The sequence below is a fragment of the Streptomyces spinoverrucosus genome (assembly GCF_015712165.1).
GTDB classification, from domain to species: domain Bacteria; phylum Actinomycetota; class Actinomycetes; order Streptomycetales; family Streptomycetaceae; genus Streptomyces; species Streptomyces spinoverrucosus_A.
Map to the genome: position 1 here is coordinate 4,370,525 of NZ_JADPZX010000001.1, position 17,634 is coordinate 4,388,158.

The window sequence follows — 17,634 nt, forward strand, 5'->3', positions numbered from 1 at the left end:
GGTCACAACCCCAATGCGGTGCGGGCGTTGGTCCACGCGTCCGTGCAGTGCCGGGCCGTCTCGCCCTTGGTCTGGGCGGCGGTGAACAGCCGGGCGACGTGGGCGTCGGTGAGGCAGCCGCACCGGCCGTGCGTGGACAGCACCGCCAGGAACGTCCCGTAGACGGTGGCGTGGATCGCGCTGCGGGCGGCGGTGATGCGCTGCTCGGCCATGGCGATGCCGCGTTCCAGGAAGACGGGCGTGCGGTGCGGGCACTGCCCGCCGCCGGACCGCGTGGACAAGCCAGCGTGCGGTACAGGCCGGGCCGGGGAGGGCGTCTTGGCGGCCAGGGCGCGCACGGTGTCCGGCAGGTCGACCATGCGGCCGGTGCCGGGACCGAGGTAGCGGGCGTAGGACATGGACGACTTGACGTCGACACCGGGACGCACCTTGTTGCGGGAGGTCATGGCGCCCCGGTAGATCCAGTGCTCACCGCGTGTCGTCGGCACGGTCCGTGTGGCGGGCAGGGTCTGGCGGGCCCATGAGATGGCGTCCGCGTCGTCCAGGTCGACCACGGTCAGCCCGGCGCCGCCGGGGTGGTAGCCGACGCACACCGCGCGGCGCCAGGCCGCCGCCCACGGGGGCGAGACGATGACGGCCGGGTCGGTGGTGGCGGCGGCCCATGCGTGGCAGACGTCGGGGCAGTCGCAGACGCCCGGGGTCTTCATGTTCGGCCGGCCGCCGCACGCGTTGTCCGCGCAGGTGGGGCAGTTGCCGAACGGCACCTTGCCCCGGCGCAGGGGCAGCACGGGCACGCCGGACGCGGCGAGGCTCAGCGCGGTGTGCCGGGGGTAGGGCGTCTCGCTCATGCCGCACCCGGCGGACACTCGCCGGAAGTCGGTGGGTTGCGTCATGCTGGGGTATCTCCAGTTCCTCGATGGGTTCTGGGTTTGCAAGGGCGGCCCCGGTTCTTGGCGGAATGGGGGGCCGCCCTTGGCGTAGCTAGAAGGGCGGTTCGTCGCTGTAGCCGTGGGGCCCCCACGGGTCGGCGTCACGGCGGAACCGGTGCAGCCAGCGGGGCAGGCCGGGGAGGGGCAAGAGCAGCCAGCGGCGGGACTCGTGCCAACAGGTGCAGGGCTCCCAGTCGGTGCCGGCGTACTCGCCGGTGTCGTAGTCGCCGTAGTCGTGCTCGATGCCGCCCCATCCGTCGCAGTCGGGGCAGTCGGGGCGGGGCGTGTCGGTCAAGATCAGCGAGTTGCGGGGCAACGCGGTGCGCTGGATACGCAGTCGCACGGGCGGGTCTCCTTGTCTCAGCCGTGGAAGTGGTTGCGCTTAAACGTCGCCTTGCGGATGTTCACGGTCGTGCCGCCCTGGTGGCCGCTCGCGCTGAAGAGCTGCACGGCGATCCATCCGCCGAAGATGACGGCTGCCAGGATGATCAGTTGGGTGATGAACGTGGTGAGCGCGGCGATGAACGAGGTGAGCAGGATCAGCCCGCCGCACACCGCGAGGAACCCGACACCCCCGAGGGCGACGTTCACGGCCGTCCGCGAGACGGCCGGCTTGACCACGACCGGCTCGGGCTGGACGGGGTTGATGGCGTAGCCGGTGACGACGCGGCCGTCCGGCAGGACGATGCTCGCCACCGCCGGAACACTGCCGGGCTGCACCGGCACGAGGGGTGCCGACACGGCCACGGTGGGCGGGAGCGGGGTGGGCTGGTGGACTTCCACGGCCCGCTGTGCGGGCACGTGCGGGGTGTGGTCGGGGTACATTCGGAATCCCTTCCGGTACTCGGCCGGGGAGGTGGAAGCACCCCGTTCGGGGTGCCGTGTGGAGGGGTGTTTCGGGGGTCTGAGCAGGGCGCCTCCCCGCCTCCCTGAAACGATGTTTGTGCTGATCAGTACGGGGAGGCGGGCCCGGGGAGGGGATTGGGGAGTTCTCCCCGCCTCCCCGGGCCGGACCCTCGTTCCTCCCCGCTACTGGGAGGCGGAAGCGGAACCGTCGGCGTCGCGGTTGGCGAGGGCGCGGGCCACGTCGTCGCGGCGCACGACCATGACCCCGTGGGACTTCTTCGGCTCCTCGCCGTGTTCCTCCAGCAGCCGCTTCAGGCGGACGTTGTTCCACTCGCGGTAGACGGCCGTGTCGAGCGCGTGCAGCCGCTTCAGCACCTCATCGGTGCGCATCCGGGCCGCGTCGCCGATGACGGCCGCCACGTCGGCGAGCGCATCGCGCTCCTCGGTGCGGTCGATGGCGTGCAGGGTGGCCACTCCGTCGCGCAGGGCCTTGGCCCGGGCGGCGATCTCGGCGGCCGGCTCGTCGTCGATGAAGTGCGTGCGCACGGTGATGGAGGACTGGCCGGCGGGGATGGCGATGCCGTCGGAGGCGACCACGAGGGTGCCCTTGTCCAGTCCCTGGCGCAGCAGGTGCGGTGCGGCGCCGGCGTTGACGGCCTTGGCTCCGAGCGCCATCTCAGCCTGGGATTCCGTGCCGACCACGAGGGATGCGCGGGTGTGGGCGCCCTCGCGGACCAGCTTGGGAAGGTTCTGGTCGGTGGGGTCCTGCGTGCCCTGCCACATCAGCACGTCGACCGCACGGCCCTGATTGTGGATCTCGCGCACCGCCATGAAATAGCGGGAGGTGGCCTTGGCGCCGCCGTAGGGGCGGCCGTCCTCGCCCTTGGCCGGGCACATGAACGCCTTCTGCGCCTCATCGACCAGCACGATCAGCGGCGGGAAGACGAGGGAGGGGTCCTTACGCACCGCCTCGATGCGCCGGTTCATCTCCTCCACCGCGTCCTCAACCATCTCGGTCGCCTGAATGCAGTGGCTGTCCGAGGGGCCCTCGATCAGGACCTTGGCGATGCCGTCGAACGGTGCCCAGTCACCGACGCCCTTCAGGTCGGCAATCCAGAACTGCACCGTCCTATCCAGGGCCAGCCACAGGGCGAGCGCCCGCAGGGCGGCGGTCTTGCCCTGGTTGGACAGGCCCGTGACCAGCAGGTGGCGCTGATACACGCTCAGCTCCGCCGCGTCCCCGCGCAGGTCCTGGCCCCATGGGGCCCGACCGGTCTTGTAGTTCGCGGTCAGTGTCTCGTCGGTGACCAGCGGGGACGGGCCGATCGGTTCGTCCAAGGCGCCGGAGTCGGCGATCCACAGCCGCACGGTGCGCGCGGCCTCGGGGATGGTGATGAACACCTCGTGCTCGTGCCGGGTCAGGTTCTCGGCGAGCTTGCGTCGCTTGTTCTGCACCTCGTTCGTGGCCACCCCGGAGGGAAGGGTGACGTCGACTTCCACGCCGCATCCGGCGATCCGGATGGGACCGAGCATGGAGGCGCCGGCGTCGCCCATCTCCTTGATGGCCCGGGCCAGGGCGGGCACGCCGAGGTCGCGTAGGGCCTTGACCACGATGGACGGGGTGATCGGCTCACCCTCGCCGTTACGGACGTTGGCGGGCAGGGCCCAGGCGGGGGCTGCGTGCTGCTTGCGGCCGACCGACCACAGGGCGAGCAGGGCGAGGAACGGGCCGATGGTGAGCGCCGGGCCCCACACGATCTGCACAATGCGGATGAGCAGGGCGATGAAGTCGATGGTTGCCGACAGGGGGGTGATGACGTCGCTGATCTGGCCGGTGTTGATGGCCATGACGACGCCGAGGGCGACCAGGACGCCGATGCTCATGCCGGCGCCGACGGCCACGCCCTTGGCGGCCTCCACGGGCGAGTGGAGGAGGTCCATGCGGCGGTGGTGGCGGGCGGCGCGGAAGCGCTGCAACCGCTCCTCCCACTCCTCGGCTGTTTCCAGGTTTCCCGCGGCTTCTGCTGCCCGGATCATCCGCTCGTACCGGGAGCCGGTGCGGCCGTCCCAGGTGCGGCGGGCCACGATCAGGCCACCGTTGAACGTGTAGGAGGCGTGCCGGGCCACCGCCCGCCCCGTCGACCGCGTGCGCTCGTGTGTGACGGCCGTCTTCACAGCGCGGCCGGAGCGGACCCACAGCGGCACGGGCCGCGCGGGCGGCGCGTCCGGTACGACCGTGAGCACGGTGGGGGTGGTGTCGGGGGTCGGGGGGTCGGTGGGCTTGTGGAGGTGGACGACGTTCTCAGACATGCTGGAAGTGCTCCTGACTGCCCCAACAGGGCGGGACTGAGGGAGAGCCGGGGTGGCCGTGTCCGTGGAAAGTCCCGGCCACCCCGGTGTGATGGCTGGTCAGAACCAGCCGGACGACTTCTTCTTGGCCTTTTCGCGGGCGGCCTCGGTGATGAGCCGCTGCCGCTCGCTGTGCAGGGCGTTCAGTTCCGCGTTCAGCCGGATCTCGGCAGAGCTGCCGGTGGCGTCCATGCGCTGCTCTTCACGGCCTGCGCTACGGCCCCGGGCCACCTTGTAGGCGCCCCCGGCCAGGGAGCGGGCCATGGCCCGGCGCTCGCTGCCGTTCAGCGGCCACCACTCGCCCCGGCGGACTGCTTCGAGCTTCTTCGTGGTCGCCTGAATCTCTCGGTCCAGGCGACGGATATCGGCGTTGCGCATGGTCAGCTACTCCTCAGAGAGTCGGCGGGGGGTAGGCGCAGGGCACGCAGGACCCGAGCGAGGCGGGGATGACGTAGCCCGCATCGCGCCGGCACTGCGGGCAGACGCGGCGCGCGGCGTTCGCCTTGGCCAGCGCCGCCCACCGGCCCGGCGTCATCGGCCGGACCGGCTTGGCGAGGTCGACGCGGTAGAGGTACGCGACCAGCGGTTCACGGCGGCGGCGCGGCCGTTCGAGTTGCGCGGCCACGCCCTGACCGCCGGGCCGTAAGCCCTGGGCACGGAGTTGGCGGCGGGTGGCGTAGCCGTCCGGGGCGAGCCGCCACCGGAACACCGGCAGCGTTGCCATCACGCAGCCTCAGCCGTTGTGGCGCGTTCGGCGAGGATCGTGTCCCGCAGGGAGCGGGCGTTGGCCGGTGACGTGTGGATGGCGCGGCGGATGCCCTCGCCGGTCACCTTCGCGTCCGGCCAATCGGCCGTCGCCTTGCGTGCTTCGGCGAGCAACTGTTCCGGCGTGCGCTTCGGCCGGGTCGACTTCGCCACCGCCGGCACGCGGCCGGTGGCGCGGCGCGGTCGAGTCGATTCCGCAGCCACCGCGCGCCGCTCGATCGGCGCGGCGGGGGCCGGTGCGATCGAGGGGAGCGGCTTGGCCGTGAGTGTCGACTTCAGGAAGTCGGCGGCCACCGGCCGGGGCAGCATGGTCACGTTCGGGGTGATCGGCGTCGGGGTCGATACCGGCAGGTCAGCCGTAGACCGTTTCATCTCGGTCTCGGTCGATTCCTCCTCATTCGTGCTTGCGGTCGGGATCGGGTCGGGGTGGTGGTGCAGCACCTTTGCCACGAGGTCTGAACCGAAGTAGATCGACCCGACCGGCAGCGACGTGGCGAGCAGGACCAGGGCCCAGTTCGCCGGGTCCCAGTCGGCCAGTCGACCCCAGTCGACCGTTCGGCCGTGCAGCTCCGGGACCAGACCGTGCACGTAGTTCAGGACCAGCGAGGCGATCGTGTAGGCACCGAGCACCCGCAGCGCGAAGCGTCGGGCGTCGCCGGTGAGTACGAGGGTGGCGATCAGGGCGAGCGCCATCAGACCGTCGACCACGAACGGGTACAGCATCGCGGCGGTGGCGTCCGCGCCGACCGCGCCGGCGATGTCCCGCAGCGCGTTCCACGACACCCGAAACGCCATGGCGACCACGGCGACCAGGGCGAGCACGAGCGCGGCGCGGCCCTTGCGGTGAAGGCTCATGACCGGCCCTCCAGCCACGGGAAGGGACGGGTGTGGTGCGCGGCGCGGAAGATCCGCAGGGCCACCCCGGCGGGGGCGTCCGGCTTGGCGACCGGGCGAGCGCCGGTGATCGAGGCCAGCATGCGGGCGGCGTGGTGCTCGCATCCGTCGGCGCCCGCGTTCTGCGTGTCGATGATGGTCACGACGACCGGGCCACCACAGGGCGTCGGGTCCTCCGGGTGCGCGGCCGGGCACCGGACGACGTTCCCGCCGGCCGTCTCGTCAACCATCTCGATCAGCCGCTCCACGGCCACCTCAAGACGGCCGATCATGCGGGCCATGGCACTGCCATCCAGGAGGTTCACGCTCGCCGCAGCCGCCAACGTCTCCCGGGCGGCCTTGATGGTGCAGCGGTCGTACTCGGTGAGGTCGAAGCGGGCCATCAGGCAGCACCCCCCGGCACGGTCGCGCCGGCCGCGCGGTTGACCAGCGCGACGCGGGCGGCCAGCGCGCGGCGGCGGGCCCGGCGGATGCGACGCTCGTCCACCTCGGTCGGCGTGCGGTCGAGGGTGACGATGTGCGCGTCCAACAGGTCGACGTCCGCGAGGATGACGGGCATCTCCTGCTCGATCGCGTCCAGCTCCGCATCCGTCGGCTCCATGAAGTCGGCGAACGCGGTAACAGCGTCCTGAACAGTGACGATGTGATTCATTGGGTCGTGTTCCTCTCAGCGTGGAACGGCCCATCGCGGCTCCCGGGATGCACCCCGGGAGCCGCTTGCCGTTGGAGTCGGTTCCGGCTCCCCTCAGCGCTGCACGTACGAGACGTGCAGCGGAGGCAACCGGCCGCCGCGCGATGCGGCGAGGGTCAGAAGTGCGCGGGCCTGAGCCGTGCCGGACACCTTTTGCGGGAGGTGACGGCCCGTACTGCGCGATATGGATCTGTGCCTCAGTCCCGCTCCTCCGAGGAATCGCATCTCGGTCTCTTCGCGCGGCGTGCGTGCCCTTGGGCAGATCCGTTCTTTTGAGTCGGCACGTGTCCCTGACGGGAGATGACCGACTGGTCTCCACTCGCCTCAGCCGGAGTCGTCACGGCCGTCGTACCTGCGGTGGATCACGCTGTGGAGTTGTTGGAGCAGCCCAAAGAAGACCCCTCCCGATCCGCTGTCCTGGGACTGCGAACCGCTTGAGAAGACAATGGCGCACAGTCCCAGGACTGTCAACAGTCCTGGGACTGTGGTTCACTGGTCGCGTCGAGAGGAGGTTCTGCATGGCGCCCAAATGGCGGGAGCTTGCGGACCGGATCGCAGAGAGGATCCGGAACGGCGACTATGCGCCCGGCGAGCAATTGCCGCAGATCAGAGACCTTGTGGAAGCGGGCGAAGGGTCCAAGTCCACGGTCCACGCGGCGTACAAGGCTCTGGAAGCCGAGGGGCTGGTGACCTCCTCGCGAGGCCACGGCACCGTCGTCCGGCAGCGGGCACCGCTCAAGAGGCTCGGCATCGCACGCTACGACAAGGCCAAGTGGCGGGACGGAGACGAGGTCGCGTTCATCGCGGACCGCGTGGCGTCCGGTCGTGCGTACCGTAGGAACGAGCAGACTCAGAGCGTCAGCCGCGTGGAAGCGCCGGCGCTGGTGGCTCAGGCTCATGGACTGCCGGAAGGCTCCGAGGTGTACGCACGTGCGCGCCTGGTCAAGGAGGGCTCCCAGCCAACCCATACGCTGACCAGCTACTACCGTCCCGAGCATGTGGAGGGGACGCGCATCGTCGACCCGACTCCGGGTCCCGCTGGCCGTGGCGGCGGCTTCCGCGTCCTGTACGACGCCGGATACGAGATCGACCACATGAAGGAGGAGCTGTTCGCGCGAGTGCCCACCACCGAAGAAGCTCAGCTCCTTCAGCTATCTCCAGGTGAATGGGTGGTGGAACTTCACCGCACCACATACACAGCCGACGGGACTGTGGTGGAGTTCGCCATCGGGGTCCACGCGGCTACGCGCTTCGCGTGGGCGTATGACTTCAAGGTGCCCGACTCGGCGAACACGGAGGACGAGAGCAAGTGATCTCCACTCAAGCATGGGCGGACGCTCAGCGGCTCTGGGACTTCCAGCAGATGGGACACGAGCCGCGCCCCTGCTCCGTCGCGATAGGGCTAGGCAGCCACGACCTGGGAGTGGCTGACACCACCGCAGACCTGTACCACCGAGGCATGGCGCCGCTCATCGTCTTCACGGGAGCGACCAGCCGTACGACGCGCGAGCGGATGCCGCGCGGCGAGGCTGAGCACTACCGAGACCGCGCCGTGGAGCTGGGCGTGCCGGCGGACGCCATCCTTGTTGAGCCGACGGCCCGGAACACGGGCGAGAACATCCACCTTTCGCGCACTCTGCTTGAGGAGCGGGGCGTTCCCGTCTCATCCGTCCTGCTGGTCAGCAAGCCGTACGAGGAACGGCGCGCGTACGCCACGGCGCGCAAGCTGTGGCCGGACGTGGAGTGGGTCAGCGCATCCACGCCCATGACACTCCCTGAGTACGTCGACTCGATCCAGGACGCACGCCTTGTGATCGACATGCTGGTCGGTGCCCAGCAGCGGCTCATGGTCTACCCCCGCCAAGGGTTCATGATCGAGCAGGAGATCCCTGGCGACGTGGCGGCGGCGTACGAGCGCCTGCGGGGCGACGGATTCACGAGCCGACTCGTGCCAGAGGAATCAAGGCACGGCTGACGGCCCTGCGGCCATCCTCTGGCCAACAAGCACCAGCGGAGACGGCTCACAGTGTCATATGGCCAGGTCAAGACGGGTTCAGTCGCGCGAAACCGACTGGTCTTGAAAACCGTCGTGGCAGCGATGTCACCGTGGGTTCAAATCCCACACCCACCGCTCTGAGAGCAGCGGAAACGGCCCCTGACCTGGGTTGATCGGTCGGGGGCCGTTCGCGTGTCTGGACTCTGCGGCTGCCCGGTGTTCCCCGTGATTTCCCGTTCGATCGGGCACAGCGGGGGCACGCGGCTCGGCCCAGAGACCACGCGCTTGTCTTACTGATCCCAGGACTGTTGGGGGACGACCTCATCTAGAAGGGCTTCCCCATCAAGAGGCACATGCCTGCCTCTGTACCGCCGGTGAGCAGCCTGTGCTGAGACGCCGAGTGCCGCGCCGATCTCTGCCCATGACAGGCCCGAGGCCCTGCACCGGGCAATCTCCTTCAAAACTCTGAGTTCGGCAGCAGCCCGCAGCTCGGCGGCTAACGACAGTCGGTCGGTGAGCGAGGTGGCACCCCTATCCTCGCTGATCCTCCGTACGGCTACGCGCATGAGCTTGTCCGGGAAGTCGTCCTGCGCTTCATGAGGTGTCTCTAGGGAAGGCGCCATCAACATATGTTGACACGCGCGGAATTCGCGCTCCGCGCGCCTCGATAAAACCGCAGGTCAGAGCCATTCGCGGTCCAAGTCGTCGATGGCTAGGGTCAGTTCCGCGGTCGACAGGTCACCGCCGGAAACGGCGACGACCCCCTGGTCCTAAGCAGGAGGCCGCCATCACCGTCAGTAACGTCGACTGAGGAGGTCAACATTTCCAACAATGGGCAGTGTAGGCGGCGGGCTGGAAGCCGTCCGGTCTCGAAGGCCATCCGTCGAATTCGCGACCGCGTGCACACCCTTCTCGCGGAGCGCTCGGCACGTCGCCACTTCCGTCGCCTCGTGCGCTCTGCCAGCGACGAGTTGGTCCGGGTGGCCGTCAAGGCAAGCCTGAGTGGCGTCGGGACACTCGCGCTCTACTGGTGGCACCACCGCTGAGTAGCTCTGGTGGTGGGTTGCACTTCTCCGGGCCTGCATGACCGTGCAGCCCTTCAGCAACCCACCACCCACCCCAGCTCCCATCCCGTCTGCCGTCGACCCACACACCGTGGAGCGGGCGTGGCTCATGGCGTCCAGGTGGAGCGCGCCACTGTACGAACGACCTGGACGCCATGAGCTGCGTCTGCTCGGCTCTGCCTGGGTCGATGGCAGACGGGATGGGAGCTCCCCGCGCACGCCACAACTCCGCCGGCACTCGCGAACGGCGCCCCCGCCATCTCGGAGCCTGAGCGCCCCCGCCGGAGGCACTGCTCTGAGCGTTGCCGCGCTATGCGGTGATCTACTCATGGGCCGTAGCTCGCTGCGGCCCCAGGGGGCGGCCCCTGCGCCGAAGGCGTGTGGGGGCCGCCCCAAGGGGCCAGCCCGCGCTTTGCGCGGGCACTTGATGAGGTAGAGAAACCTGTAACAGCTCCCGCTGGGTCACGCGTCGAAGTCGTACTCCAGGATGTACGAGGCGGCGTCGAGCGTCATCTCGTTGATCTCCACGGGGCGGCCTTCGTCCGCGAACGCGGTCCGGCAGATGAGGATGACCGGGGTGCCTGCGGAGATGCTCAGTTGCTCCGCCTCGTCCTTCGTGGGCATGCGCGAGCGGATCTCTTCGCGGAAGTGCACTGGCTTGTAGCCGAGTTCGGCAAGACGGGCGTACGTGCCGCCGGGGCCTGTGTCCTCCTGCGTGATCGCTGAACCTGCGACCACTGATGTGGGGAGATAACTCGTCGCGAGAAGAACGGGCTTCCCATCCAAGACGAACCGCCGACGCCGTACACAGACGGTGTCCCCAGTCCCCAGCTCAAGCACTTGCCCGATCTGCTCGGGCGCGGCCTCCTCCGAGACCGTCACCTGATCCACGACAAGCTTGCGGTTCTCGATGTCGGCAGACCAGATGGATCGGCCGCTTCCCCACTGCTCTTGCGAGAGGCGCTGTATGCCTCGGCGCCTCAGGGGGCGGAAGGACCGTACGAACACACCAGCGCCCTTGCGGGACTCGGCAAGGCCCTCGTCCTTGAGCACACCCAAGGCCTGACGTGCCGTCATGCGAGCCACGCTGTGCGTGGCCATGAGGTCGTTCTCTCCCGGAAGCCGATCACCGGGACTGTACTCGCCCGACTGGATCGCCTCGCGTAGAGAGTCCGCGATCCGCTGGTACTTCGGCCGACGGTCGTCGTCGGTGGTGGCCATTAGGGAGCCCTCCTCTCTTCTCTAGACAGCCTAGGTCATGTGCGAGGCGCCTGCCCTGTGTGTGTAGTCCCAATCCGGTTCCAGAAACGTCTCTATACATCTCTCTTGACGTCTCTAGACATGTGCGCTTTCCTGGAGATGTCTAGAGAGGTCGCATCGGGCGGCCTCCTGAACGAGGGATGTGCTCATGCCGTCTTTCAAGATCGATGTTTCGACCGCTGTGGTGTTCGTGGCGACCGCGCCGACGCCGAAGCTGGTCAACCAGAAGACCGGTGAGCGGGCGATTGACCGGGAGACCGGTGCGGGCCTTTCGACGGTGGGCCTGCTGGTCTCGGACGAGGGTGAGGGCAACCTCTACCAGGTCACCATCCCGGAGACCGGTCTCCCGGACGGGCTGACGCCGGGTATGCCGGTGGCCGTGACCGGGCTGAGGGCGCGTGACTGGGAGAACGAGTTCAACGGCCAGAAGCGGCACGGGATCTCGTTCCGTGCGGTCGCGGTCACCCCGCTGGGGGCCTGACCATGGCCGACGTCGCGACCTGGCTGGAGCTGGGAGGCGTTGCGGCTGGTGCCGGTGGCGTCCGCCTCGCGAAGTACCGTGCGCCGCGCGTGTACTGGTCGCTGGTCGGCCTCCCGGCCACGTGGGGCCGATTCACCTGGACCTACCGGTCCACCATGGACGTGTGCGGGCTGACGGTGCAGCCGTCCCGCCTGCGGGCGTTCATGACCCGCAACGTGGCCCGCCGTGAGGTGCGGCCGGTGGCGCCGAAGGTCCGCCGGGTCCGCCCGACCTCGACCGGACTGCGGGTGACGCTCCGGCTCCCCGCCGGGCTGGAACCGGCCGACGTGGCCGCGTCCGCCGTGCGCCTGCGGCATGCCTTCGGGGTGCATTCGGTGATCGTCGCGGAGACTAAGCCCGGCTACGTAGAGCTGCGGATGACCGGCTATGACGTGCTCAACCGGGTGCGGATGCCGCGCAAGGCTGTACCTCGTGGCCTGGTCGTTCCGGTGGCGCTGCGGGAGGACGGCACGGTCTTCGAGCGGGACTACCGCAAGATCCCGCACGCCCTGACCCTGGGCGCGAACCAGTCCGGCAAGTCCATGTATCAGCGCAACCTGATCAAGGGACTCGCGCAGCTCCCGGTCGGCCTGGTCGGGATCGACTGCAAGCGTGGTGTTGAGCAGAGCCGATATGCGCCGCGTCTGTCGGCGCTGGCCACTGACCGGGACAGTGCCGGTGACCTGGCCGACGCTCTGGTCGGGGAGATGGAAGACCGCTTCGACCTGCTCGCCCTCTACGGGGTCTCTGACGTGTGGGAGCTGCCCGAAGAGCTTCGGCCGGTGCCGCTGGTGGTGCTGATCGATGAGGTGGCGGAGCTGTTCCTGGTGACGTCCAAGAAGGACGAACCGGCTCGCGATCACATGGTCATGCAACTGGTGAGGCTCGGGCAGATGGCTCGCGCGGTCGGCATCTACCTGGAGGCGTGCGGGCAGCGCTTCGGCTCCGACCTGGGCAAGGGCGCGACCGCCCTGCGTGCGCAGCTCACCGGCCGGGTCGTGCACCGCGTCAACGACAAGCAGACGGCGGAAATGGGCCTCGGCGATATCGCCCCGGACGCGGTGGTCTCCGTGCTCGGGATCCGCGCGGACCGCCCCGGTGTGGCGGTGGCCGGTGACGCCTCCGGCTACTGGTCGCGTATCCGCACTCCCGAGGTCTCCCCGGATCAGGCGGCGACTGTCTGCCGTGAATTCGCATACCTGACCCCGGAGTTGCCGTTCCTGGCCCCGTTCCGGCCGGTCGGCCGTGCCGTGCCGCCGATGCCCGCCACGCCGCCGCTCGTGGCCCCGTAGCTCCCGCTTACCCCCGGTCGGCGCGACCGCTTCGCGCCAAGTCCCTACCCGAGCCATGCCGAAACCGGATCGGAGATCGCCCATGGCACGCAAGACCACCAAGCCCACGACCAAGCAGTGCCCGCCCTGCAAGGGCACCGCCGAGGTCTCCCGCCCCGTCCGCGTCGGCCGCAAGCGCCGCTACGCCGGTGAACAGTCCGGCATCTGCCTTGGCTGCATGGGCTCCGGCCAGATCCCCGCCGACGACTGAACCCCCGCCGGGCCGGGCGGCCGGACACATGATCCCTGCCCCGCCCCCGGCTCAACTCCCCGAAGGAGGTGAGGACATGCGCGCACTCCGCTTTGACGCCGTGCTGGTGCAGGCCGTGATCGCTGGTGCGTTGTCCTTCGCCCACCTGCACGACCTCGCCGAAGCCGCTGGACAGACGGGTTGGAAGGCCTGGGCCTACCCGGTCTCGGTCGACCTGCTCTTGGTCGCCGTGTGGCGCCGACTCCGTACGGAGCGGTCTGGGCTGGCCTGGTTCTGGTTCCTGGTCGCCCTGGTCGCCTCGCTCGGCGCCAACATCGCCACCGCCGGACTCCTCGACCTCGACCACGTCCCGGCCTGGCTGCGCATCCTCGTCGCCGGATGGCCCGCGCTCGCGTTCCTCGGCGGCACTCTGCTGGCTCACTCGCCGACTCCGGCCGGGGACCGGGTGCCGGTTCCGCCGGCGCCCGCAGCCCCGGCCCCCGCGCCCACCCCCACCCCCACCCCCGAACCGCTCCCTGAGCGCGAACCGATCACCACCCCCGAGCCCACACCGGCTCTGCCCGAAGCATCCGCTCCTGCGGTGCCTCCGGCACTGATCGACCACGCCCGCAAGGTCGCCACCGAGCACCGCACCCGCACCGGCAGCGACATCGACACCGCCACCCTGCGCGCCCGCCTCGGCATCCCGGAAGACCTCGCCGGAGCGATCGCCGCCCAACTCGCCTGACCCAAAGGAGGTTCCACCGTGCGCCCGAACCGCTTCTACGACGTGAACCGCATCGGACCGGTCAAGGTCGGCACGTTCCACAACGGCCGTGGCCAGACCCGGCACACCGCCGCCTGCACGGCCCCGAAGTGCGGATTCTCCACCGAGCACCGCGACCGCTCGGCCGCCGAACTCGCCGCCCGCACCCACCGCTGCAACCCCTGAGGAGTGACCCATGCGCCTGCCCGACGAACAGCTTCGCGCCGGTCACATCCCCGCCGACCTCTACCGGCAGATCCCGCCCGGCACCGACCTGCGCCGCGTCGTGATCATCCAGGAAGCTCCCCGCTCCTACACCGGCCCGATCGTGCTGACCCTCGTCATCGCCGCCGGGTCCATCGCGGTGCTGCTGGTGATCGCCTTCGTCACCCAGATCATCGCAGCGTCGATCGTCTCGGTCCTGTCGGCGAGCTGCGGCATCGGCTACACGATCAGCCGCACCTCCAAGCGCAAGAAGGCACCACGCGCGCTCAGCAAGTAACGCCCTCCGGGGCGGCTCTCTCGCCAAAGATCCGCCGCCCCGGACGGCCTGCACCACTTCCAGACCCATCGATCCGAAAGGGCTCCACTCATCATGCCTGCCCGCGTCCCGAACCGTCCGGTCTGCCACCACTGCGACGGCTTCCCCGTCGTCGCCATCACCACCGGCGACCGCCACCGCGACGGCTCCCGCGTCCTGCTCCACGTCGTCTGCCACGCCTGCCAGGGCACCGGTCACACCCACCGCGCCGCCTTCGGCCAGATCAAGGAGGTGGCGGCGTGAAGAGCCTGACCACCTCGGCACACATCGAGCCGGACACCCGCTTCCGCGTCACACCCTTCGCAGACAGCACCAACCCCTTCGTCAGCCTCCGCATAGGGGGCGACTTCCTCGAGATCGCGCTGATCGCCTCCGCCGGTACCTCCGAGGCCCTCCGCAACCTGGCCGCCGCCGCGACCGAGGCCGCCGGTGCCCTGGACGCCATGACCATGGACACCCCGGAGGTGCCCGCGTGACCAACGCCGCCACCCTGGCGGGCCTCGACCCGGCCACCCTCGCCGACGTGCTGAGGCTGGCCGGGTCGGCCGACTTCGACCGCTGGCAGGACCAGATCCGCCGCACTGGCGGCTGCTCCGACCCGATCCGCCTGACCGGCGGCACGAAGACGATCGACCCCGCCACTAAGACAGTCCTCCACGCCTACACCACCGACCATGAGCCCGGCGGCATGCTCCGCATCGCCTGCGGCAACCGGCGTGCCTCCCGGTGCCCGGCCTGCGCCTGGACCTACGCCGGAGACACGTACCACCTCATCCGTGCGGGACTCACCGGAGACCCTGCCAAGGGCACCCCTGAGACCGTGCGGGACCACCCCCGCGTCTTCGCCACCCTCACCGCCCCCTCCTTCGGCCCCGTCCACAACCGCCCCGGCACCCGGGCCTGCCGGTGCGGCCAACGCCACGCCGAGGATGCCCCGGAACTGGGCACGCCGCTGGATCCGGCGTCGTACGACTACGCGGGCGCGGTGCTGTGGAACAACCACGCCTCCGAGCTGTGGCGCTACTTCACGATCTACCTCCGCCGGGAGATCGCCCGCCGGGCCGGGCTCACGCAGAAGGCTGCCCGCGAACAGTCCCGGGTGTCCTTCGGCAAGGTGGCCGAGTACCAGAAGCGCGGGGCCGTGCACTTCCACGCCGTGATCCGTTTCGACGGTCCCGACGGGCCGGACTCCCGGCCCCCGGCCTGGGCCACGCTGGATCTCCTCACCGACGCGATCCATGCCGCCGCCGCTCGCGTGGCTGTCGACGTGCCCCCGGCCTCGCATCGGCCGGACCCCGACCAACCGGCCATCACGCAACCGGCTCGCACGCTGCGCTGGGGCACTCAGCTCGACGTCCAGCCGATCGGCGCCTTCGGCCAGGGCGAGGAGATCACCGAACAGGCCGTGGCCTCCTACGTCGCCAAGTACGCGACCAAGGCGGCTGAAACCACTGGCACCGTCGACCGCCGGATCGGCAACAAGGAAGCGCTGATCCTGCTCGGCGTGCCCGACCACCCGAGTCGGCTCATTGAGGCCTGCCTCGACCTGCACCCGCTCTACCCGGACCGCAAGCTGCGCGACTGGGCCCACATGCTCGGCTTCCGCGGCCACTTCTCTACGAAGTCCCGCCGCTACTCCACCACCCTCGGCGCCCTGCGCCAGGTCCGCGCCGACTACCGCGCCGCCCAACAACGCGAAGCCCTCGGCCTGCCCGACCCCGACGACGAAGAGGCAACCACCCTGACCCTCGCCCACTGGACCTACGCCGGACACGGCCACACACCCGGCGAATCCTGGCTGGCCTCCAACATCCACCGCGACCTTCAGCAGAGCCGCGAAGCCGCACGCGAGGTAGCCGCAGATCTGCGCCTTGAAGAGGAGGGCTGGTGACCATGGACCGACTCCTCAACGTGCAGGAAGTCGCCGAACGCCTCGGCACGGGCGTGCGGTTCGCCCGTCGTCTCATCGAGGAACGTCGTATCACCTTCGTGAAGGTCGGCCGCCATGTCCGCATCCCTGAGAGCGCGGTCGAGGCCTACGTGACGGCCCACACGGTGGAGCCGATCGTCCTGCGGCCGACGGGTCTGAGGAGGGCTGCCTGATGCCGGGCAAGCGCAAGTCCCGCCGGACCTTCGGTCGTATCCGCAAGCTCCCGTCCGGCCGCTTCCAAGCCCGGTATCCCGGGCCTGACGGCGTACTCCGGCCTGCGGACCGGACGTTCGCCACGTCGACGGACGCTGACCGCTGGCTCTCGAAGAAGCGTATCGAGATCGAAGAGGGGCGCTGGCTCGACCCTGCCGAGGGACAGACGACCGTGCGCGACTGGGCGGCACGCTGGCTCGCTGCCGTCTCCCCGCAACTCAAGCACAAGACCCAAGCGTCGTACCGGTCCCTGATCAACTCACTGATCAATCCGGCGTTGGGGGATCGCGAGTTGTCGAGCCTCCGGCCGATCACGATCGCTGAGTGGGTCGGCGGCATGAAGACGAAGGGCCTCAGCGCTTCGCGCATCCGCCAGGCGTACCGGGTCCTGTCGCAGATCATGCGGGCGGCCGTCGACAACGACTTGATCCCGCAGACGCCGTGCCGGGGCGTGAAGCTGCCGAGGATGCCTCAGACGGAGCCACACATCCTCACCCCGCTGGAGGCGTCCCGGATTGTGCGGAGTGCTGCCAAGCCGCATGACCTGCTGATCGCGCTTCTCGCGTACGGGGGCCTCCGGGTCGGTGAAGCGTTCGCCCTCCGGCGGGTGGACATCGACGTGTCGGGCGGCTTCGTCCTGGTCGACGAGAACCTGGCCGAAGCCAACGGCGCCCTGGTCTTCGACACCCCGAAGTCGCATCAGAAGCGGCTCCTTCGAGTCGGCCCGTCGCTCGCCAAGCGGCTCGGTCGGCACATCGAGAGCCTGCCCGGCGGGGATGACGCGCTCCTGTTCACGACGCCTGGCGGCAAGCCGCTGCGCTACAACCAGTGGCGCAAGGCGTACTTCGACCCCGCTGTGTCGGCGGCCGGGCTGACCGACGTCACCCCGCACGATCTCCGCGCTTCGCACGGGACGTGGGTCGCCGACCGGTACGGCGTGATGACCGCCGCTCACCGGCTCGGCCACTCGAACGCGAGCGTCACCACCCGGCACTACGCCCGGCCGGTCGCCGGTCGCGACGACCAGGTCGCCGAAGCCGCGGACTCCTGGCTCGACGGGCACGACCCCGCCCCAGGGGCACGTAGCGGGCACGACGACGATGACGACGGCTCCGCCGGGGTGCTCGCACCCGCCTGACCTGCGGCGGAGCGATCAACCCCCATGATCGGCGAGAGATCTTGAAAACCGTCGTGGCGCGAGTCACCGTGGGTTCAAATCCCACACCCACCGCTTGCACGCAGAGGCGGGTCTCCGAATCGGGGGCCCGCCCGCATCCTGGTGTTGACCAGCGTGTATGGGCCATGTGCGGGCCAGGATCTGTGACTCAGCCGCCGCTCAGCCCCTGCTC

The 17,634-nt window shown here is 69.6% G+C and carries 23 protein-coding genes and 1 tRNA gene; 14 read left to right on the forward strand and 10 right to left on the reverse strand.

The features are described from left to right. Window positions 1-2 precede the first annotated feature (2 nt). The 9 genes from I2W78_RS19650 to I2W78_RS19690 form a co-directional block, all read right to left on the reverse strand. Window positions 3-893: a bifunctional DNA primase/polymerase gene (locus tag I2W78_RS19650; RefSeq protein ID WP_374222682.1), complete on the reverse strand. Its 891-nt coding sequence runs from the start codon at window positions 891-893 to the stop codon at window positions 3-5. 88 nt (window positions 894-981) lie between these two features. Continuing rightward, entirely contained in the window at window positions 982-1,272 is a 291-nt protein-coding gene (locus I2W78_RS19655; protein WP_196461595.1) for a hypothetical protein, read from the reverse strand. Window positions 1,273-1,289: 17 nt separating this feature from the next. Further along, window positions 1,290-1,754 (reverse strand): hypothetical protein, encoded by a 465-nt coding sequence (locus I2W78_RS19660; RefSeq protein WP_196461596.1) that lies wholly within the window; start codon window positions 1,752-1,754, stop codon window positions 1,290-1,292. A gap of 204 nt (window positions 1,755-1,958) precedes the next feature. Further along, complete coding sequence (locus tag I2W78_RS19665; RefSeq protein WP_196461597.1) at window positions 1,959-4,085, reverse strand: FtsK/SpoIIIE domain-containing protein; 2,127 nt, start codon at window positions 4,083-4,085, stop codon at window positions 1,959-1,961. A gap of 99 nt (window positions 4,086-4,184) precedes the next feature. Then, window positions 4,185-4,502: a hypothetical protein gene (locus tag I2W78_RS19670; protein ID WP_196461598.1), complete on the reverse strand. Its 318-nt coding sequence runs from the start codon at window positions 4,500-4,502 to the stop codon at window positions 4,185-4,187. A gap of 13 nt (window positions 4,503-4,515) precedes the next feature. Further along, complete coding sequence (locus I2W78_RS19675) at window positions 4,516-4,848, reverse strand: RRQRL motif-containing zinc-binding protein (protein WP_196461599.1); 333 nt, start codon at window positions 4,846-4,848, stop codon at window positions 4,516-4,518. After that, window positions 4,848-5,744 carry a DUF2637 domain-containing protein gene (locus I2W78_RS19680; RefSeq protein ID WP_196461600.1) on the reverse strand — a complete coding sequence of 299 codons (897 nt, stop codon included), beginning with the start codon at window positions 5,742-5,744 and terminating at the stop codon, window positions 4,848-4,850. The genes I2W78_RS19675 and I2W78_RS19680 overlap by 1 nt, the downstream gene beginning before the upstream one ends. Continuing rightward, on the reverse strand, window positions 5,741-6,166 hold the full coding sequence (locus I2W78_RS19685; RefSeq protein ID WP_196461601.1) for a hypothetical protein: 426 nt from the start codon (window positions 6,164-6,166) through the stop codon (window positions 5,741-5,743). The genes I2W78_RS19680 and I2W78_RS19685 overlap by 4 nt, the downstream gene beginning before the upstream one ends. After that, window positions 6,166-6,435, reverse strand: coding sequence for a DUF6284 family protein (locus tag I2W78_RS19690; protein WP_196461602.1), 270 nt, complete (start codon window positions 6,433-6,435; stop codon window positions 6,166-6,168). Before I2W78_RS19690 ends, I2W78_RS19685 begins: the two co-directional genes overlap by 1 nt. Before the next feature lie 557 nt (window positions 6,436-6,992). Here I2W78_RS19690 and I2W78_RS19695 point away from each other — a divergent pair. The 3 genes from I2W78_RS19695 to I2W78_RS19705 all read left to right on the forward strand — a co-directional run bounded on the left by I2W78_RS19695 (window position 6,993) and on the right by I2W78_RS19705 (window position 8,602). After that, complete coding sequence (locus I2W78_RS19695) at window positions 6,993-7,787, forward strand: GntR family transcriptional regulator (protein WP_196461603.1); 795 nt, start codon at window positions 6,993-6,995, stop codon at window positions 7,785-7,787. Further along, window positions 7,784-8,449 (forward strand): YdcF family protein, encoded by a 666-nt coding sequence (locus I2W78_RS19700; protein WP_196461604.1) that lies wholly within the window; start codon window positions 7,784-7,786, stop codon window positions 8,447-8,449. Before I2W78_RS19695 ends, I2W78_RS19700 begins: the two co-directional genes overlap by 4 nt. A 75-nt stretch (window positions 8,450-8,524) precedes the next feature. Next, window positions 8,525-8,602 (forward strand) — tRNA-Ser (locus tag I2W78_RS19705). Between the two features lie 1,394 nt (window positions 8,603-9,996). Here the strand turns inward: I2W78_RS19705 and I2W78_RS19710 are convergent. Then, window positions 9,997-10,755, reverse strand: coding sequence for a GntR family transcriptional regulator (locus I2W78_RS19710; protein ID WP_196461605.1), 759 nt, complete (start codon window positions 10,753-10,755; stop codon window positions 9,997-9,999). A gap of 187 nt (window positions 10,756-10,942) precedes the next feature. Here I2W78_RS19710 and I2W78_RS19715 point away from each other — a divergent pair, with 187 nt between their 5' ends. The 11 genes from I2W78_RS19715 to I2W78_RS19765 all read left to right on the forward strand — a co-directional run bounded on the left by I2W78_RS19715 (window position 10,943) and on the right by I2W78_RS19765 (window position 17,423). Then, entirely contained in the window at window positions 10,943-11,275 is a 333-nt protein-coding gene (locus I2W78_RS19715) for an SCO3933 family regulatory protein (protein WP_196461606.1), read from the forward strand. 2 nt (window positions 11,276-11,277) lie between these two features. Continuing rightward, window positions 11,278-12,606, forward strand: a complete 1,329-nt coding sequence (locus I2W78_RS19720; RefSeq protein ID WP_196461607.1) for an FtsK/SpoIIIE domain-containing protein — start codon at window positions 11,278-11,280, stop codon at window positions 12,604-12,606. An 82-nt stretch (window positions 12,607-12,688) separates the two neighbouring features. Further along, window positions 12,689-12,856 (forward strand): hypothetical protein, encoded by a 168-nt coding sequence (locus I2W78_RS19725; RefSeq protein ID WP_196461608.1) that lies wholly within the window; start codon window positions 12,689-12,691, stop codon window positions 12,854-12,856. A gap of 76 nt (window positions 12,857-12,932) precedes the next feature. Further along, the gene (locus I2W78_RS19730) at window positions 12,933-13,583 is read left to right on the forward strand and encodes a DUF2637 domain-containing protein (protein ID WP_196461609.1); all 651 of its coding nucleotides are present in this window, start codon (window positions 12,933-12,935) and stop codon (window positions 13,581-13,583) included. 18 nt (window positions 13,584-13,601) lie between these two features. Then, window positions 13,602-13,787, forward strand: a complete 186-nt coding sequence (locus tag I2W78_RS19735) for a mobile element transfer protein (RefSeq protein ID WP_196461610.1) — start codon at window positions 13,602-13,604, stop codon at window positions 13,785-13,787. Between the two features lie 10 nt (window positions 13,788-13,797). Continuing rightward, window positions 13,798-14,103, forward strand: a complete 306-nt coding sequence (locus I2W78_RS19740) for a hypothetical protein (RefSeq protein WP_196461611.1) — start codon at window positions 13,798-13,800, stop codon at window positions 14,101-14,103. A 93-nt stretch (window positions 14,104-14,196) separates the two neighbouring features. After that, a complete protein-coding gene (locus I2W78_RS19745; RefSeq protein WP_196461612.1) occupies window positions 14,197-14,385 on the forward strand; it encodes a hypothetical protein in 189 nt (62 codons plus the stop codon). Further along, window positions 14,382-14,618, forward strand: coding sequence for a hypothetical protein (locus tag I2W78_RS19750; RefSeq protein ID WP_196461613.1), 237 nt, complete (start codon window positions 14,382-14,384; stop codon window positions 14,616-14,618). The genes I2W78_RS19745 and I2W78_RS19750 overlap by 4 nt, the downstream gene beginning before the upstream one ends. Then, the gene (repSA, locus tag I2W78_RS19755) at window positions 14,615-16,033 is read left to right on the forward strand and encodes a replication initiator protein RepSA (protein ID WP_196461614.1); all 1,419 of its coding nucleotides are present in this window, start codon (window positions 14,615-14,617) and stop codon (window positions 16,031-16,033) included. The genes I2W78_RS19750 and repSA overlap by 4 nt, the downstream gene beginning before the upstream one ends. 2 nt (window positions 16,034-16,035) lie before the next feature. Next, entirely contained in the window at window positions 16,036-16,245 is a 210-nt protein-coding gene (locus I2W78_RS19760; RefSeq protein ID WP_196464634.1) for an excisionase family DNA-binding protein, read from the forward strand. Further along, window positions 16,245-17,423, forward strand: a complete 1,179-nt coding sequence (locus I2W78_RS19765) for a tyrosine-type recombinase/integrase (protein WP_196461615.1) — start codon at window positions 16,245-16,247, stop codon at window positions 17,421-17,423. Before I2W78_RS19760 ends, I2W78_RS19765 begins: the two co-directional genes overlap by 1 nt. Window positions 17,424-17,634: the final 211 nt, after the last annotated feature.

Coding starts and splice junctions, on each gene's coding strand:
- I2W78_RS19650 (WP_374222682.1), bottom strand. CDS start 893: ATGACGCAACCCACCGACTTCCGGCGAGTGTCCGCCGGGTGCGGCATG.
- I2W78_RS19660 (WP_196461596.1), bottom strand. CDS start 1,754: ATGTACCCCGACCACACCCCGCACGTGCCCGCACAGCGGGCCGTGGAA.
- I2W78_RS19665 (WP_196461597.1), bottom strand. CDS start 4,085: ATGTCTGAGAACGTCGTCCACCTCCACAAGCCCACCGACCCCCCGACC.
- I2W78_RS19670 (WP_196461598.1), bottom strand. CDS start 4,502: ATGCGCAACGCCGATATCCGTCGCCTGGACCGAGAGATTCAGGCGACC.
- I2W78_RS19675 (WP_196461599.1), bottom strand. CDS start 4,848: ATGGCAACGCTGCCGGTGTTCCGGTGGCGGCTCGCCCCGGACGGCTAC.
- I2W78_RS19680 (WP_196461600.1), bottom strand. CDS start 5,744: ATGAGCCTTCACCGCAAGGGCCGCGCCGCGCTCGTGCTCGCCCTGGTC.
- I2W78_RS19685 (WP_196461601.1), bottom strand. CDS start 6,166: ATGGCCCGCTTCGACCTCACCGAGTACGACCGCTGCACCATCAAGGCC.
- I2W78_RS19690 (WP_196461602.1), bottom strand. CDS start 6,435: ATGAATCACATCGTCACTGTTCAGGACGCTGTTACCGCGTTCGCCGAC.
- I2W78_RS19695 (WP_196461603.1), top strand. CDS start 6,993: ATGGCGCCCAAATGGCGGGAGCTTGCGGACCGGATCGCAGAGAGGATC.
- I2W78_RS19710 (WP_196461605.1), bottom strand. CDS start 10,755: ATGGCCACCACCGACGACGACCGTCGGCCGAAGTACCAGCGGATCGCG.
- I2W78_RS19715 (WP_196461606.1), top strand. CDS start 10,943: ATGCCGTCTTTCAAGATCGATGTTTCGACCGCTGTGGTGTTCGTGGCG.
- I2W78_RS19720 (WP_196461607.1), top strand. CDS start 11,278: ATGGCCGACGTCGCGACCTGGCTGGAGCTGGGAGGCGTTGCGGCTGGT.
- I2W78_RS19725 (WP_196461608.1), top strand. CDS start 12,689: ATGGCACGCAAGACCACCAAGCCCACGACCAAGCAGTGCCCGCCCTGC.
- I2W78_RS19730 (WP_196461609.1), top strand. CDS start 12,933: ATGCGCGCACTCCGCTTTGACGCCGTGCTGGTGCAGGCCGTGATCGCT.
- I2W78_RS19740 (WP_196461611.1), top strand. CDS start 13,798: ATGCGCCTGCCCGACGAACAGCTTCGCGCCGGTCACATCCCCGCCGAC.
- I2W78_RS19745 (WP_196461612.1), top strand. CDS start 14,197: ATGCCTGCCCGCGTCCCGAACCGTCCGGTCTGCCACCACTGCGACGGC.
- I2W78_RS19760 (WP_196464634.1), top strand. CDS start 16,036: ATGGACCGACTCCTCAACGTGCAGGAAGTCGCCGAACGCCTCGGCACG.
- I2W78_RS19765 (WP_196461615.1), top strand. CDS start 16,245: ATGCCGGGCAAGCGCAAGTCCCGCCGGACCTTCGGTCGTATCCGCAAG.